This window comes from Paenibacillus sp. J22P59 (genome assembly GCF_059383895.1).
In genome coordinates, this window is the sequence record NZ_JBXENX010000005.1 from 68,757 (window position 1) to 83,842 (window position 15,086).

20 protein-coding genes are annotated in these 15,086 nt (G+C 47.8%); 16 read left to right on the forward strand and 4 right to left on the reverse strand.

What is annotated here, in order from left to right:
- Position 1 precedes the first annotated feature (1 nt).
- A complete protein-coding gene (gene splB, locus AC50YO_RS09680; protein WP_494846967.1) occupies positions 2-1,072 on the reverse strand; it encodes a spore photoproduct lyase in 1,071 nt (356 codons plus the stop codon).
- Between the two features lie 198 nt (positions 1,073-1,270).
- On the opposite strand from splB, the gene mntR reads away from it, so the two are divergent.
- Positions 1,271-1,693 carry a transcriptional regulator MntR gene (gene mntR, locus AC50YO_RS09685; RefSeq protein WP_494846585.1) on the forward strand — a complete coding sequence of 141 codons (423 nt, stop codon included), beginning with the start codon at positions 1,271-1,273 and terminating at the stop codon, positions 1,691-1,693.
- A gap of 61 nt (positions 1,694-1,754) precedes the next feature.
- On the opposite strand, the gene AC50YO_RS09690 is transcribed toward mntR, so the two are convergent.
- Together AC50YO_RS09690 and AC50YO_RS09695 are read right to left on the reverse strand one after the other, a co-directional pair.
- Positions 1,755-2,054: a hypothetical protein gene (locus AC50YO_RS09690; protein ID WP_494846587.1), complete on the reverse strand. Its 300-nt coding sequence runs from the start codon at positions 2,052-2,054 to the stop codon at positions 1,755-1,757.
- A 20-nt stretch (positions 2,055-2,074) separates the two neighbouring features.
- Entirely contained in the window at positions 2,075-3,028 is a 954-nt protein-coding gene (locus AC50YO_RS09695; RefSeq protein ID WP_494846589.1) for a DUF1385 domain-containing protein, read from the reverse strand.
- A 216-nt stretch (positions 3,029-3,244) separates the two neighbouring features.
- On the opposite strand from AC50YO_RS09695, the gene AC50YO_RS09700 reads away from it, so the two are divergent.
- The 5 genes from AC50YO_RS09700 (at position 3,245) to AC50YO_RS09720 (ending at position 7,361) form a co-directional block, all read left to right on the forward strand.
- Complete coding sequence (locus tag AC50YO_RS09700) at positions 3,245-3,766, forward strand: YqhR family membrane protein (RefSeq protein ID WP_494846591.1); 522 nt, start codon at positions 3,245-3,247, stop codon at positions 3,764-3,766.
- 93 nt (positions 3,767-3,859) lie between these two features.
- Entirely contained in the window at positions 3,860-4,306 is a 447-nt protein-coding gene (gene aroQ, locus AC50YO_RS09705) for a type II 3-dehydroquinate dehydratase (protein ID WP_494846593.1), read from the forward strand.
- A gap of 12 nt (positions 4,307-4,318) precedes the next feature.
- On the forward strand, positions 4,319-5,392 hold the full coding sequence (locus tag AC50YO_RS09710; RefSeq protein ID WP_494846595.1) for a M24 family metallopeptidase: 1,074 nt from the start codon (positions 4,319-4,321) through the stop codon (positions 5,390-5,392).
- A gap of 34 nt (positions 5,393-5,426) precedes the next feature.
- The gene (gene efp, locus AC50YO_RS09715; RefSeq protein WP_494846597.1) at positions 5,427-5,984 is read left to right on the forward strand and encodes an elongation factor P; all 558 of its coding nucleotides are present in this window, start codon (positions 5,427-5,429) and stop codon (positions 5,982-5,984) included.
- A gap of 123 nt (positions 5,985-6,107) precedes the next feature.
- Positions 6,108-7,361 (forward strand): aspartate kinase, encoded by a 1,254-nt coding sequence (locus AC50YO_RS09720; protein ID WP_494846599.1) that lies wholly within the window; start codon positions 6,108-6,110, stop codon positions 7,359-7,361.
- Between the two features lie 68 nt (positions 7,362-7,429).
- On the opposite strand, the gene AC50YO_RS09725 is transcribed toward AC50YO_RS09720, so the two are convergent.
- Positions 7,430-8,155 carry a 2-phosphosulfolactate phosphatase gene (locus AC50YO_RS09725; protein ID WP_494846601.1) on the reverse strand — a complete coding sequence of 242 codons (726 nt, stop codon included), beginning with the start codon at positions 8,153-8,155 and terminating at the stop codon, positions 7,430-7,432.
- Between the two features lie 205 nt (positions 8,156-8,360).
- On the opposite strand from AC50YO_RS09725, the gene AC50YO_RS09730 reads away from it, so the two are divergent.
- From AC50YO_RS09730 to accB, 10 genes are all read left to right on the forward strand, one after another.
- Entirely contained in the window at positions 8,361-8,627 is a 267-nt protein-coding gene (locus AC50YO_RS09730; protein ID WP_494846603.1) for a YqhV family protein, read from the forward strand.
- A gap of 101 nt (positions 8,628-8,728) precedes the next feature.
- Entirely contained in the window at positions 8,729-9,775 is a 1,047-nt protein-coding gene (gene spoIIIAA / locus AC50YO_RS09735) for a stage III sporulation protein AA (protein WP_494846605.1), read from the forward strand.
- Positions 9,772-10,290: a stage III sporulation protein SpoIIIAB gene (gene spoIIIAB, locus AC50YO_RS09740; RefSeq protein WP_494846609.1), complete on the forward strand. Its 519-nt coding sequence runs from the start codon at positions 9,772-9,774 to the stop codon at positions 10,288-10,290. The genes spoIIIAA and spoIIIAB overlap by 4 nt, the downstream gene beginning before the upstream one ends.
- A 15-nt stretch (positions 10,291-10,305) precedes the next feature.
- The gene (spoIIIAC, locus tag AC50YO_RS09745; RefSeq protein WP_188527867.1) at positions 10,306-10,509 is read left to right on the forward strand and encodes a stage III sporulation protein AC; all 204 of its coding nucleotides are present in this window, start codon (positions 10,306-10,308) and stop codon (positions 10,507-10,509) included.
- A gap of 41 nt (positions 10,510-10,550) precedes the next feature.
- Positions 10,551-10,946, forward strand: a complete 396-nt coding sequence (gene spoIIIAD, locus AC50YO_RS09750) for a stage III sporulation protein AD (RefSeq protein ID WP_494846612.1) — start codon at positions 10,551-10,553, stop codon at positions 10,944-10,946.
- 5 nt (positions 10,947-10,951) lie between these two features.
- Entirely contained in the window at positions 10,952-12,169 is a 1,218-nt protein-coding gene (spoIIIAE, locus tag AC50YO_RS09755; RefSeq protein ID WP_494846614.1) for a stage III sporulation protein AE, read from the forward strand.
- Positions 12,170-12,189: 20 nt separating this feature from the next.
- Positions 12,190-12,939, forward strand: coding sequence for a stage III sporulation protein AF (gene spoIIIAF, locus AC50YO_RS09760; RefSeq protein ID WP_494846615.1), 750 nt, complete (start codon positions 12,190-12,192; stop codon positions 12,937-12,939).
- A 21-nt stretch (positions 12,940-12,960) separates the two neighbouring features.
- A complete protein-coding gene (gene spoIIIAG / locus AC50YO_RS09765; RefSeq protein ID WP_494846617.1) occupies positions 12,961-13,596 on the forward strand; it encodes a stage III sporulation protein AG in 636 nt (211 codons plus the stop codon).
- A gap of 37 nt (positions 13,597-13,633) precedes the next feature.
- Positions 13,634-14,245 carry a SpoIIIAH-like family protein gene (locus tag AC50YO_RS09770; RefSeq protein WP_494846619.1) on the forward strand — a complete coding sequence of 204 codons (612 nt, stop codon included), beginning with the start codon at positions 13,634-13,636 and terminating at the stop codon, positions 14,243-14,245.
- A gap of 319 nt (positions 14,246-14,564) precedes the next feature.
- Positions 14,565-15,065: an acetyl-CoA carboxylase biotin carboxyl carrier protein gene (gene accB, locus AC50YO_RS09775; RefSeq protein ID WP_494846621.1), complete on the forward strand. Its 501-nt coding sequence runs from the start codon at positions 14,565-14,567 to the stop codon at positions 15,063-15,065.
- The last annotated feature ends 21 nt before the right edge of the window (positions 15,066-15,086 follow it).

Sequence of the window (15,086 nt, forward strand, 5' to 3'; positions counted from 1 at the left end):
TTTATGTGAAATATTCGATCTTTGCACTTGGAAAATGCTCGAATATTCGTTCGGATATGAACATCCGGAGCGCATAGGCCTGTTCATCAGGATATACATATTTGCCTTGGCCCCAGCGGCCCCACTTGTATTTGCGTTTCTCAATGTCCATTTCAAGCTTGGTCTTCGGGTAACGTCTTTCAATGACATTTTTGGCTGTCTTGGTGAAGCGATGCTGAATTAATTCGAACGTCAAATCACCTTCGGACGCTTCTTTAGGGAGAGCGGCAGCGAGTGATTCCAGCAATTCCGCGTAACCTTCCTCCCAGCCGTCATGCCATATGATCGGAGCAATAATGAAACCCATCGGGTAACCAGCCGCTGCAACCTTTGCAGCGGCTTCTATGCGCTGCTCGAAGCGTGACGTTGCAGGCTCGAAATGCTTGATGACGTATTTATTATTCACGCTGAATCGAATACGGGTATGCCCATTATGCTGGATATCCAGCAGCGAATCTACATGATGGAATTTGGTCACAAACCGCAATCTTCCTAAGGGCTGCTCTGCCATGAAGGCGATAAGCTCAGCTAGACTGCCTGTAATGGGCTCAAGCCCGACAGGATCAGAGGTACAAGCGGCTTCAAAGCGAGTAATTTCCGGCTCGCGCTCATTGATATAGCCTTGGGCGGCTTCCAAAATATCGTCGATATTGACATAAACCCGAATGTAAGGCTTGGCTCCAAGCGTCGTTTGCAAGTAACAGTAATGACAATGGCCCATACATCCAGTAGCAATTGGGATGGCGTATTCGGCTGAGGGCTTGGATGTATCAAACTTAAGTGTTTTGCGTACACCGACGACCAACGTCCGTTTGGCAATGCGATATTGCTCCAGCTCTGTGTCGCCAGGCAAATTCGTAATTCGGTTATGAGAGGTCGTCATTCGATAAGGGATGCCTTCCTTTTCTACCCATTCAAAAATTCGTTTTCCTTTGGGATATTCAAGTGCTCCAGGCTCGAAATAGACAAGATCAGGGACGAAGGAAAGCGAGCTCCTGGCAGAAGCGGGACGTTCGAGCGTAGTTGTATCCATCTTAACCGTGTACCTCCATTTTGGCATGACATGAATGCTCCTCTATAATGTGCTGCATATCGCCGATTGCCAATCTGGGAGTTGCATGAAATTATCATTCAAATGAGAATAGTTGCAGAGCCGATTAAGAAAAGTGTATGATACTAAGAGCGACGCCGAGGAGACTGGGTGAAAGAAGTTGGGTTAGGGGGTTCTTCAATGCCGACTCCGAGCATGGAAGACTACTTGGAACGAATCTATAAACTTATTGATGAAAAAGGTTATGCAAGAGTATCCGATATTGCAGAAGGACTGGAAGTGCATCCTTCTTCAGTAACGAAGATGATTCAGAAGCTGGACAAGGACAACTATTTGATCTATGAGAAATATCGCGGGCTTGTTCTTACGAACAAAGGAAAGAAGATGGGCAAGAGGCTCGTCGATCGCCATCATTTGCTGGAGACGTTTCTGACTCTGATTGGAGTGCAGGAAGAGAACATTTATCGTGATGTGGAAGGTATTGAACATCATCTGAGTTGGGACTCAATCACTTGCATTGAGACGCTCGTTGAATATTTCCATCGTGACCAGGCGCGGATGGACGAGCTTAGAGGCATTCGTGCCGAAATAGAGACAGAGTAGTTGACTCGAACAAAAGAAAGGGACCGCATCATTATGATGCGGTCCCTTTCTTTTGTTGCTATTAATGGTATTTCGGCAGGTCATCATCATCTTTGCCGCCATTGATCACCTTAAAGGGTGACCGGCGCGACTTGGGCCGCTGCTGCGGCTTCGTTCGATTCTGCCTGACGTAAGGTTGTTTGGAACGGCTGCTGCCCCATGTAGAAGGCGGGAATTTGTACAGGAGGAATATGCCTCCCAGCACAATAATCGGCAACAGGAAGGCGACTGGATTGGTCAGCATTCCGTAGACGATTCCGATTGCACTCAGGACGAGTACGATTATTACGGAAACATTCCATCCCCGAGGCCATTTTGCCATTGTTATTCCATCCTTTACGACTAGATTTTGGTCATTTGCTGATCAAGCTCACGCATCCGGTTGAAGGAAGCGATAGATACAGCAACCTGATCATCCTTTGGTTCTTTTGTTGTCAACAATTGCAGCCACAAGCCCGGAAAGCCGAGGTAACGCAGAACCGGCACATTACGAAGCGCATTCGTCCAGCGTAGCACTTCGTATGAAATGCCCAGAACAAGTGGAAGCAATAGAATCCGGATATAAATACGTTCCCAGATGGAATCCCAAGTAAAGAAAGGAAGCGAATAAATAATGACACCAACGATGACGGTGAAGATAATAAAGCTGCTGCCACAGCGATAATGGAGTCTGCTGTACTTTTGCACATTGCTAACGGTCAAATCTTCTCCTGCTTCATAAGCAGAGATGACTTTATGCTCGGCACCGTGATATTGAAACAGACGTTTGATGATTGGAGTGAGCGACATTAGATAAAGGTAACCGAGCAATAAAATAATTTTGATAAGTCCTTCTAATAAGTTATGACCAACTTTGTTCTCAAATACCCCTGAGAAGAGCAATTCTTCTATAGCCGCAGGAGCTGCGGTAAAGATAAGCTTGCCGAATATGAACGAGATAACGCCGGCAACGGCAACGCCAACAATCATGCTCAGGCTCCAGCCTGTTTTGCCTTCTTCTTTCTTCTTAACGATCTTGTCTTCTTCTGGTTGATCGGCTTCTTCATCCTCTGCGTAAGCTTCCATCGAGAAATTAAGATGCTGAGAGCCTTTGGCGCTTGATTCCAGAATGCCGACTACTCCTCGGACGAGCGGAATTTTTTTGAGTCCCTGAATCCATCGCTTCGTCGTACGAGGTACTTCGTAGAATACAATTTCTTCGTTTTTGCGTCGAACGGCTGTTACGTTGACATGCTTTCCGGCGAACATAACGCCTTCAATAACAGCTTGTCCGCCGTATATGTTTTTTTGCGGCAAGAGCTTGTCACCTTCCTTAAGTTATATCGTCCCTACCTATTAGGTGACGAATAATATAGCAAACATGTACTCCTATTGTACTTGATACAAAGGGCAATTGCCAACGTCATCATGAGCAGATAAGCGTGACCGGGCAGCAATGGGGAAACCTAAGATTAGCGTGGCTAGATTTTTCACATACTAGAACCAATCAATCATTAAGGGAGGCAACTGGGAATGGTCGAAGAAAGCAAGTCAGCAAATCAAGGACAACAAGGCAACTATAAGGAAGAGCATCATACGAACCCTTGGCTATTTGGGATTGAGATCGGGTTTTATGCAGGGCTGATCTGGGGGGTTATCAGATGGCTGTTCTATGAAATGAAGTTTACGGTTGTACTGCCGGGACTAATGGCTGATCCATTTTTCCGTTCCTCTTTTCTGAAGACAGGTTGGGGAATCGCGATTGGCATCGCTTTTTTTATTGTCTTCTCCATTCTTGCTTCCTTGCTCTATATGTTCACCTTGCGCAAGGCGAGAGGGCCCTGGCCGGGTGTGGCGTACGGTCTCGCATGGTGGATGGTTATCTTTCTCATGCTAGGCCCGATTCTCAAAATTACCGAACCGATAACAATCGCGGGCTGGAACACTCTGTATTCGGAATGCTGTATTTTTCTGCTGTGGGGCCTGTTTATTGGCTATTCCATTGCCTTTGAATTTACGGATGAAGCTTCACGGGAACCGATCGGCGCACATTGAATCAGTTACTGCTTCTCAAGATGCGGGCATTTGTGGTAAAATGGCAAGTGATCTTTTGCTAAACGCAGTAATGGGTTGTATGGAGGTGCAAAGTTGCTCAAAATCGTTGTATTAAACGGACCGAACCTGAATATGCTCGGTATCCGTGAGCCAGGCGTATACGGCACTGTTACGCTGTCTCAAATAGAAGCCGCTTTGCGTGATCAAGCAGCTAGTATTGAGGTTGAGCTTGATTTCTATCAGTCCAATCATGAAGGTGCTTTGATCGACCGCATACATAGTGCTTATGGGCAGGCTGACGGCATCTTGATTAATCCGGGCGCGCTTACGCATTACAGCTATGCGCTGAGAGATGCGCTAAGCACGGTTGCGCTGCCTGTTGTCGAAGTGCATTTGTCCAATATCCATCAGCGGGAATCCTTCCGTCACGTATCGGTCATCGCACCGGTCGCGATTGGCCAGATTGCCGGTTTTGGCGCCCAAAGCTATGAGCTGGGACTGGCTGCACTGGTATCCAAGCTTCAAAGCAGATCAGTGTAAGGGGGAAATAGAATGACCATCGAGAGAGTAAACCGACTGAGACAATTGCTAGCGGAACAAGGCTTGGAAGCGATTATTATCGGGAGTGAGCATAACCGTCGTTATATAAGCGGTTTTACGGGCTCTTCGGGATATGTTGTAGTGACGCTCCATGACAGCATTCTGCTGACAGACTTTCGGTATATGACACAGGCCCCTGAGCAAGCTGTATCGTTTCAAGTGATCGAGCATGGTTCTAAGCCAATGGACACTATTCGCGAGGTGCTGGCAGATAAAGGCATTCAATCGGCTGGATTCGAGCAGGACCATGTCACCTACAGTCAATATTCCACATGGAGCAGCACCTTGGGCAGCATTAAGCTAACTCCTGTATCAGGCTTGGTCGAGAAGCTGAGAATGATTAAGGATGATGCGGAGCTGCAAGTAATGCAGGAAGCTGCTGACCTTGCTGATGCTACATTCCAGCATGTGCAGAAGCTTATCCAGCCTGGCGTTAGAGAAAGCGATATTGCTCTTGAGATGGAAATGTATATGCGCAGCCATGGCGCAGCTTCTTCATCCTTTGAGACGATCGTTGCTTCCGGTGAACGTTCTGCTTTGCCGCATGGTGTAGCAAGTGAGCGTTTGATTGGGAACAATGAATTTGTAAAGCTCGATTTCGGCGCTTATTTCAAGGGCTACTGCTCTGACTTGACACGAACGGTCGTAGTAGGCACGCCGACGGATAAGCATCGCGAGATTTATGGCATCGTTCTGGAAGCTCAGCTTCATGCACTGGACAATATTCGTCCGGGCATGACAGGCAAGGAAGCGGATGCGCTGACAAGAGATATTATTACGAAGTACGGTTACGGCGATCAGTTTGGCCACAGCACCGGACATGGTCTAGGCATGGAAGTACATGAGGCGCCTTACCTGTCGAAGCTTAGCGATATGATTTTAACCCCCGGCATGACTGTGACGGTTGAGCCCGGTATTTATCTCCCCGGCTTCGGAGGAGTTCGTATCGAGGATGATATCGTCATTACGGAATCCGGTATTAAAATATTAACCTCTTCTCCTAAAGCGTTGATTACGCTGGGGTAAGGTCAATTATGCAGACATTCAGGGAGGAATAGCAGTGATTTCAGTTAATGATTTTAAAACAGGCTTGACCGTCGAAGTAGACGGCGATATTTTCTCGGTAACAGACTTCCAACACGTTAAACCAGGTAAAGGTGCGGCATTCGTTCGTTCTAAATTGAAAAACCTACGCAACGGCAACGTTGTAGAAAAAACATTCCGCGCTGGTGAAAGCATTGGCCGTGCGATCATTGAGAACCGCGCGGTACAATATTTGTACAACTCGGGCAGTGACTACACGTTCATGGATAACGAAACTTACGATCAATTTGATCTGAACAAAGACCAGCTCGAGTGGGAATTGAACTTCCTGAAAGAAAACATGACGGTTAACATCTCCAGCTACCAAGGCGAAATTATCGGAATTCAAATGCCGAACAGCGTTGAGCTGAAAGTTATCGAGACAGAGCCGGGCGTTAAAGGCAACACAGCACAAGGCGCTACCAAAAGCGCGAAGGTTGAGACAGGCCTTAGCGTACAAGTTCCGCTCTTCATTAATGAAGATGATGTATTGCTTATTGATACTCGTGAAGGCAAATATATTTCAAGAGCATAAGAAGAAGCCGTTCGAATCTGGGATTCGAACGGTTTTTTTTGTGGGTGGATATACCCAGACAAGCGAATGTTGTGCTATACTATTGACTTGTATGTTATATGTCAAGGTTGGGAGTGAGCAGCTTTGTCGTTGATAGTGATGAAGTTCGGCGGAAGCTCAGTTGGAACACCGGAGCGGATGCAAAGGGTAGCAAAGCGGATTATTGAAAGCCAGCAGGCGGGCAACCGTGTTGTCGTGGTCGTATCCGCAATGGGAGATACAACGGATGATTTAATCGATCAATCGAAGAAGCTTAATCCGAATCCACCAGCAAGGGAAATGGATATGCTGCTTACGACGGGCGAACAAATATCGGTTGCGCTTTTATCAATGACGATTCATCAGCTTGGTCACCAAGCCGTCTCATTGACTGGCTGGCAGGCGGGCATTCGTACGGAAGCGGTACACAGCAAAGCGAAGATTACGGATATTCATCCGCAGCGGATCTTCAATGAGCTTAATGCCGGTAACATTGTTATTGTCGCTGGCTTCCAAGGCATGTCTGAGGAAGGCGATATTACGACGCTCGGACGCGGCGGTTCGGATACGACAGCTGTAGCACTCGCTGCTGCGGTTGAAGCAGATGTCTGCGAAATTTATACAGATGTGGACGGCATTTATTCAACGGACCCTCGTGTCGTGAAATGTGCTCGCAAGCTGAATGAAATTTCTTATGACGAAATGCTGGAGCTCGCGCATCTAGGCGCTGCTGTTCTGCATCCAAGGGCAGTAGAGTATGCCAAGCACAATAATGTAAAGCTGGTTGTTCGTTCGAGCTTTACACAAAATGAAGGTACAAGTGTGAAGGAGGAAGCGGTCATGGAGCAAGGCGTGGTCGTTCGCGGCATCGCTTTTGACAAAAACGTAGCAAGAATCAGCATTCTTGGTGTGGAAGATGTGCCTGGCGTGCTTGCGAATGTGTTCGGTGCATTGGCGAATAATGGTATTGATGTTGATATAATCGTTCAAAGCGGTGTACAGGATGGCAAAGCCGACTTCTCCTTCACCTTGTCGCTTGGCGACAAAGACAAAGCAATCGAAGTTCTTGAGAGCATTCGCGGGGAAGTTACTTATGATGAAGTAACATCTGAAGAGAATCTCGTTAAGGTGTCGATTGTTGGAGCGGGAATGGTAAGCAATCCTGGTGTTGCTGCAACGATGTTCGCGGCTATCTCTGAAATTGGCGTAAGCATTAAGCTTGTCAGCACTTCAGAGATTAAAGTATCCTGCGTAATCGCAGCAGAGCCGTTGCAAGAAGTCGTTCAGGCGCTGCATACAGCGTATGGACTTGATACAACGGAGCAAGCGTTCGTAGGTGGACCACAGGATCGCAGATAATAGGAATGGTGGAGAGGGATATCCCTCTCCACCATTTTTTATGTCGATATCATTTATAGTGGATTGTACTATCCTCCCGCGCAGGTCTCTCCAATTAAAGTATCTCCATATAATCGGGGAACGATTTGATAGGCATCCATGCAAGAGCAACTATCCAGATCTCGCTGAAACCCAAGCTTCGCCAGTCGTTTGCCTGATGTGCCAAGCCGAACCGTGTCATATACCGTAGATGCTTTGTCTCGGTAAAAAGACAGCATGGCGATGCTGAAATCATCCATCTCTATGGGAAGACTAGCAAAGGATTGCAGCTTATCCAGCAATAATCCTGCGCATAAACCGTCCTCTACAGCAAATTCATCGTAATTCCCCGCACACAAAATGACAACATCCCGTTTGAGCCCAATAGCTGCTCTCGCGCAGGCAGTGGCATTAAGCAGCCCACCCACAAGAACATAATCCGCACGAGTAGATTTCTGAATTGCTCGTGTTCCATTCGTTGTGGTGAAGATAATCCGGCGGTTCTGGATCGTACTGGAAACAAATTCATCAGGCGAATTGCCGAGATCGAACCCTGGAATTTTCCTGCAATAGCGTTCACCGCCGAGCAGGTCTGTGGTTTGCTGGGCAACTCTTGCTTCCATAACGGTCTCTACAGGGATAACGCCAGAGGCCCCTGAAGCAAGAGCAGTTATGATCGTGCTGCTTGCCCGAAGCACATCGACAATGATTGCAGTCTTATGGTGGAACTGGGCAGAGCTCGCTTCGTTTACGCTTGAAATGACATGCACCTGCATTAGGCTCGAACTTCCTTTCCATTCCTTCTACCTGTCTATAATTGGGCGCCTGTTGATTTTACGCCATCTAGCAATAACAAGGTTATGCAAGCACTATATGCAATTGCTAGTGGGCGTGTGCCCTTTGCATGAAGGGGCATGAAATAGGGTCAAGCCTGCATAAGATAGAGGGGCTAGTAAGTATAAGGGAAGGAGGTTATTTGGCATGCTCAATAAAATTGTACTTACGATGGCATCCATCCGGCTTACCTCGGGGATGATTGAAATTGGGGCAGCCCTTCTCATGCTTCGGCTGAATCAAATTGATAAGGCGCTTGTCGTCAACTCTTCGCTTGCTATGGTAGGACCGCTTATATTAATAGCTACGACCACAGTAGGGTTAGTAGGGCTATCAGACAAGCTCTCATTTGGCAAATTAGCTTGGGTGACAGCCGGTATAGGGTGCTTGTTAATTGGTATTCTCAAAAAATAATAGATTCTACTCTAGTATTTTTTTGCGAGATGGACATATTTTAATTGGCCAAGCATACAAATAATACTACGAAGGACAAACAGCTTGGGAGTGATGAGCGTATGCTGAACCGTGTGGCGCACTTGCTGCCGCTTGAGCTTAGAGCGGTGCTGGAGCGATTGCCCGATATGGCAATGGAGCAGCTGGAAGAAATTCGCATTCGTGAGGGACGACCTCTCGAAATCGGTCTCAGCGGACAATCACGGTTCGCAGCCGCCGATGGAACCCTGCGATTGCATGCAGATGGTGCTTATAAACCAACTGCTGACACCTGCCGCAAATTGCTGGAGAAAATTACGAACTATTCTCTCTATGCGATGGAAGAAGAGCTGAAAAGAGGCTTCATTACAGTAGCAGGCGGACATCGAATCGGACTGGCTGGCCGTACCGTGCTCGACAGCGGCAATGTTCGCGGCATACGCGACATTGGTGCTTTCAACATTAGGATCGCTCGTGAGGTTATCGGTTCAGCCCATTCACTACTGCCTAAGCTGCTCGATCGAAATCGAAAAACGATTTGCTCTACTCTTCTATTAGCGCCGCCACAGCAAGGGAAGACAACGATTGTCCGCGATATTGCAAGGGCAGTCAGCTATGGATTATGGGGACAAGGGGAATCTGGAGGCTGGCAAGGCAGAAAAGTAGGCATCGTAGATGAACGTTCTGAAATTGCAGCATGCGTAAGAGGGATACCGACCTTTGACATCGGGCCCCGTACCGATGTTATGGATGCTTGCCCGAAGGCTGAGGGGCTTATGATGCTGCTTCGTTCTATGTCTCCGGAGGTTGTCATCGTAGATGAAATTGGACGAGCAGAGGATGGAGACGCAATCAGGGAAGCCAGTCATGCGGGCATTAGCGTTATCGCGACGGCTCATGCTTATGATCTGGATGATGCAAAAGGACGTCCTGTTCTCCGGGAGCTTCTAGAAGATGGCACATTCGGACGCATTGTTGAGTTGAGACGCTCTACAGGTGGTTTCATGCACCGTGTCATCCATTCTGGCCCAGGGACTACCTCGCCGGTGGCGAGAGAACCAACGGAATTGTTACGGCGAATGGAGCAGGCTCCAATGACAACCGGGCCAATGAGAGGTGCTGTCCCTTGATAAAGCTGCTAGGCGCTGTTCTCATTCTATTCGCAGGGACAATGATCGGGTTCCAGCAGGCTGCAAAGTATGCAGCTCGACCTCGGCAAATCCGTCAGGTGGCTAATGCGCTGCAGCGACTTGAAACGGAGATCGGCTATGGACATACGCCGCTGCCGGAGGCGCTGGAGAGAACGGCTCATTCTGTTCCTCAGCCGATTGCAGGCGTCTTCCGAGAAGCAGCGAACGGACTGACTTCAGACAGCGGCATTTCTTTTCGTGAAAGCTGGGAGCGGGCAGTCTCGCAAGGGTGGAGGTTGACGGCGATGAGAGCTAATGAGCAGGCTGTGCTGCAGCGGCTTGGATCAGTATTGGGCATTAGCGACAAGGAGGATCAAATGAAGCATTTGCGTCTTGCACTGCTTCAGCTGAAGGCGGAGGAGGACGCGGCTAGGGAAGATCAAGCGCGTTACGAGAAAATGTGGAAAAGCCTAGGCGCATTGATTGCCGTGCTCATCGTCATTTTGATGGTTTAGTGGGGTGCCGCTCAAATGAACATGGATGTGAGCGCCATTTTCCAAATAGCCGGTATCGGAATCATTATAGCGATGATTCATACGGTGCTTAAGCAGATGGGGAAAGAAGATATGGCGCACTGGGTTACAGTAATCGGATTTGTCGTCGTTCTCTTCATGGTCGTCCGTTTGCTCAATGAATTGTTCCAGGAGATCAAGACAATCTTTCTATTTCAGTAGCAAAAAACAAGTAACCTCAAGCCGCAAGTAGGTGAACGAAAGTGGAAATCATTCAAGTCGTCGGCATCGGACTTATCGCTACCGTCCTCATTCTAGTCGTTCGAGAGCAGAAGCCTTTATTTGCATTCCTGCTTGCGGCATTTACAGGTCTATTTATTTTCTTGTATCTGATTGGCAAGATTGATGCGGTTATAACGGTGCTGGAGGACTTAGCGAACCGATCGGGCATTCCTTCTATTTACTTGAAGACCATACTGAAAATAATCGGTATTGCCTATATCGCCGAATTCGGTGCACAGATCGTAAGGGACGCTGGTCAGGAAAGCATTGCTTCGAAGATCGAATTTGCCGGTAAAGTGCTCATTCTCGTTATTGCGGTTCCAATTATAAGCGTCATAGTGGAGACGGTGATCGGGCTGCTCCCGGCAGGGAGTTGAATGGGATGAGGAAATTCATCACTAAGGCTTTCACAGCTGTGTTTTTTCTCCTGCTATTCGTTCAGCTGCCGGCTGTAAGCTTAGCAGCTGCTCTAGCGGATAACGCTTCGCAGCAGGAAGCAATAATGACGCCGAGCGAGCTTGCAGAGGGACAATTACGGGGGATTGATACAGATGCAGTCGAGAACTATTGGAACAAACTAAAGGATGAGTATGGCGGTTACTTTCCCGAGCAGAACATGCCGAGCTTCTTCGAAATGATCATGCCTGGCGGCGAAGGATTGAAGCTGGAAACGGTATTCAAGGGCTTGCTCGGTTATTTTCTCAAAGAGGTTCTCTACAATGGCAAGCTGCTTGTCACGATTGTCATGCTGACGGTGTTCAGCATGGTGCTCGAAACACTGCAAAATGCGTTCGAACGAAATGCGGTCAGCAAGGTGGCCTACTCGATCACGTACATGGTTCTGATTATTATCGCAGTGAACAGCTTTCATGTCGCAATCGGCTACGCCAAGGATGCGATCGGCAGTATGATTCAATTCATGCTCTCGATGATTCCGCTATTGCTGACGCTGCTCGCGTCGATGGGCAATGTCGTTACCGTATCTGTTCTTCATCCCTTAATTATTTTCATGATTCATACGGTAGGCACCTTGATCTATACGATTGTATTCCCTCTCTTGTTCTTCTCAGCTGTTCTTCATATCGTTAGCGCATTGACAGAGAAGTTCAAAGTCACGCAGCTTGCCAATCTGCTCCGCAACATTGGCGTAACGATAATGGGCCTGCTCGTTACCGTCTTTCTTGGGGTGATCTCGGTCCAAGGAGCGACAAGCGCTGTGACGGATGGAATTACAATGCGAACGGCAAAGTTTGTTACGGGTAATTTCGTTCCGGTCGTTGGCCGAATGTTCTCCGATGCTGCAGATACCGTCATTTCCGCTTCTTTGCTCGCAAAGAATGCCATTGGTCTTGCAGGCGTAATTATCCTTTTATTCCTCTGTGCTTTTCCAGCTGTGAAAATATTAACGCTTGCCCTGATCTACCATGTCGCCGCTGCTGTCATGCAGCCGCTTGGAGATTCCCCTATTGTAACTTGCCTGCAGACGATTGGGAAAACGATGATCTATGTGTTCGCGGCGCTTGCGGCTGTTAGTCTGATGTTCTTCCTCGCGATTACCATCGTGCTGACGGCAGGAAATGCGGCTATAATGGCGCGTTAAACTAGGGGGAGGCGAGAGCAGTGGTCGCATGGCTTAGTGATTGGCTAAGAAGTATAATCGCCGTTATTATGCTTGCTGTGTTCGTTGAGCTGCTGCTTCCTAATAAGTCGATGCAGCGCTACGCCAGGCTTGTTATAGGGCTGCTAGTCCTGCTAACAATTCTTTCGCCTTTGCTGCAGCTGCTTCAAGGGGATTTCAGCGCCAAGCTGAATACAGGCATTGCACAATGGGAGCAGAGCAGCGCAGAGGAAGAGTTAAAGATGCCTAGCTTGGAAGATATATTTAAAAAGGCCGAGCAACGAAATGAGAAGCAGCTGGAGGAAGCGGCGGACCTTACAAAAACGACACTGGAAAGCACCATGAAAAAGACGATAGCAGAGCAGACGGGCTCTCCGGTTGAGGCTGTAGAGGCGACATTGAAATGGGCTGGCAAGGGTCAGGAGCAAATACCGTATATTTATGCAGTCACCGTCACATTCGTCAGCAATGACCTCAAGAAGAAGGAGCCAGCTTCCGAAGCTGGCGATGGAATAGAAGAGATAGAGCCGGTCTCGATAGGAGTTGAGCTTGAGCCGATGGCTGCAAGCACTGGGGAATCCTCAGATCGTGATATGCTGTCTGCTCGGAGCAGCAAGATAAAAGGAGAAGAATGGGTACCTGTAAATGCTGGCTTGGAGGAGCGTACCCGCTCTGTTCTAATCGAAGGATGGGGAGTCAGCTCCAAGAGCATTGTCATTCGTCAACGGCCAGCGTTCGAAGGCAATTCGTAAAGCGGGAGGAGGGGAAGCGAAGTGGCGAAATGGCTTGAAGGATTGGAATCCATTGTGGGTGGAGGCGGCCCCGGGGGACCTAAGCGAGTAAAGACGCTGCGTCTCTTGCTTATAATAGGCTGCATTGGCGCTGCTCTGATGGTGTTAAATTCCTTCTTATCCCTCAAACAAATTGCGCCTTCTGAGCAAATCTCGAATTCTCCTTCTGGTGAAGAGCCTGCATGGAATAATGGAGCCCAATCAAAAGGGACCGCTTTTGATTCGATCGAATTGCCGCTTGAAGCTCGTTTGAAAGAAATTTTGGAGAAAATTGTGGGAGTCGGAGCCGTTGATGTGCTACTTACGATAGATTCCACGGAAGAGATTGTCGTAGAGCGTAACCTGAGCGAATCCCAGTCCGTTACAGATGAGAATGACAAAGGCGGTGGTCGCAGGCATATTACATCGATCACGAAAGAGGGGCAGGTAGTCGTTGTCGAAGTATCAGGGGATAAAAAGCCTATCATAACGAAGACGATCAATCCACGCATCCGCGGTGTTCTAATCGTAGCCAAAGGTGCAGAGAATGCGACGGTCAGGCGATTAATCGTAGATGCGGTTGAGAAAGGTGTCAACGTAGCGGCGAATCGTATTTCAGTCGTACCAAGCAAGCAATAAGTAGGACAAAAAACAATTAGTCGAGGAGGGTGTTCTCATGAACACAAAGAGACAAACGATTTGGTTGGTTTCCATGCTTAGCCTGATGGTTGTATTATCTGCTTACTACTTATTTACGCAAGAGTCGCCAGGCAAGCAGGATTTGCTCACAGACGGTTCACAGGTGGAGAGCGGCTCGAATGCAACGGAAGCAACTACGGGAGCTAACCAGATTATCGTCGATGAAGTTCAGCAACCCGTTGATAGCGGAATAACGGATAAGGAAGTGCTGCAGCAGATGGAGGCACAAGGCGGATTTGTTTCCAGCGATTTCGCTGAAGCGCTGCAAAAGCAGGATGAGCAAAAAAATAGTGAATCGGATAAGCTGCTCGCTGTTATTGCAAACACTCCAAAAATTAGTCCAGAGGAATCATCCGCTGCAGTTAAGGAGCTAGCCTCGCTTGAGGATAAGTATACGAAAATAACGAGCATCGAAACGGAATTAATGAAAGAATTCCATTCCGCAGTAGTGGATGAAGAGAATGAACGTTTCCGTGTGCTTGTTGCAAGCGATAAGCTTGAGAAATCCCAAGCGGCAGATATTATTGATTTGGTAATGAAGACGCTTGAGGTCGATGCGGATCAAGTAACGGTTCAATTTGTACCGTAAGGACATTTGGAAGTGGCTGAGGGCTCCAAGAAGAATAAGGCAGGGCAGGGACAAGATGTCCTGCCCTGCCTTATTTTATTTATTTTGAAATAAGCTTATCAGGTAAGGTTCATCTGGATGTCGAAAGCCTGCATAAAAAAGTGGTTCGTGTTCGGATTGGTTTGTGATATAATGTTAAACGGTATGTGAAAGATATGGATACAAGGACCTACCCATCCATTCAACAGAACTAACGATTGAAAAATTAACATTAAGCTTACGAAGCGGTTTTGCTATTGCAAAACTTGCTACCGCAAAACTTTAAGGAGTGAATTCATTCATGTTCAAATTGAGCGAGATTAAAGAATTGATCAAATTGGTTGATCAAACTTCCGTTCATGAGCTGGAAATCGAAAACGAAGGGGCACGCCTGTTCATCCGCAAACCAGGCAAAACAGAAGTGGTGAATGTACAAGCAGCCCCAATCACCCATACATATTCGCCGGCGCAAGTACCTGTCTATTCTCAGCAGCCGGCTATCGAGACTGCTCCGCAAGCCGCGGTGCAAGAAACGCCAGCAGCTCGTCCAAGCACGGATAATCTGCATCCAATCACATCTCCAATGGTAGGTACGTTCTACAGCTCTCCAACACCGGATTCCCCTGCTTTTGTTAAAGTAGGCGACCGCGTTTCGGAGAAAAGCGTCGTATGCATTCTCGAAGCTATGAAGCTTATGAATGAACTGGAAGCTGAAGTGAGTGGAGAAATCGTGGAGATATTAGTATCGAATGGCCAATTAGTAGAGTACGGTCAACCGCTTTTCCTTGTGAAATCGGAATAGCTACTGCTCCTGATACAAAAT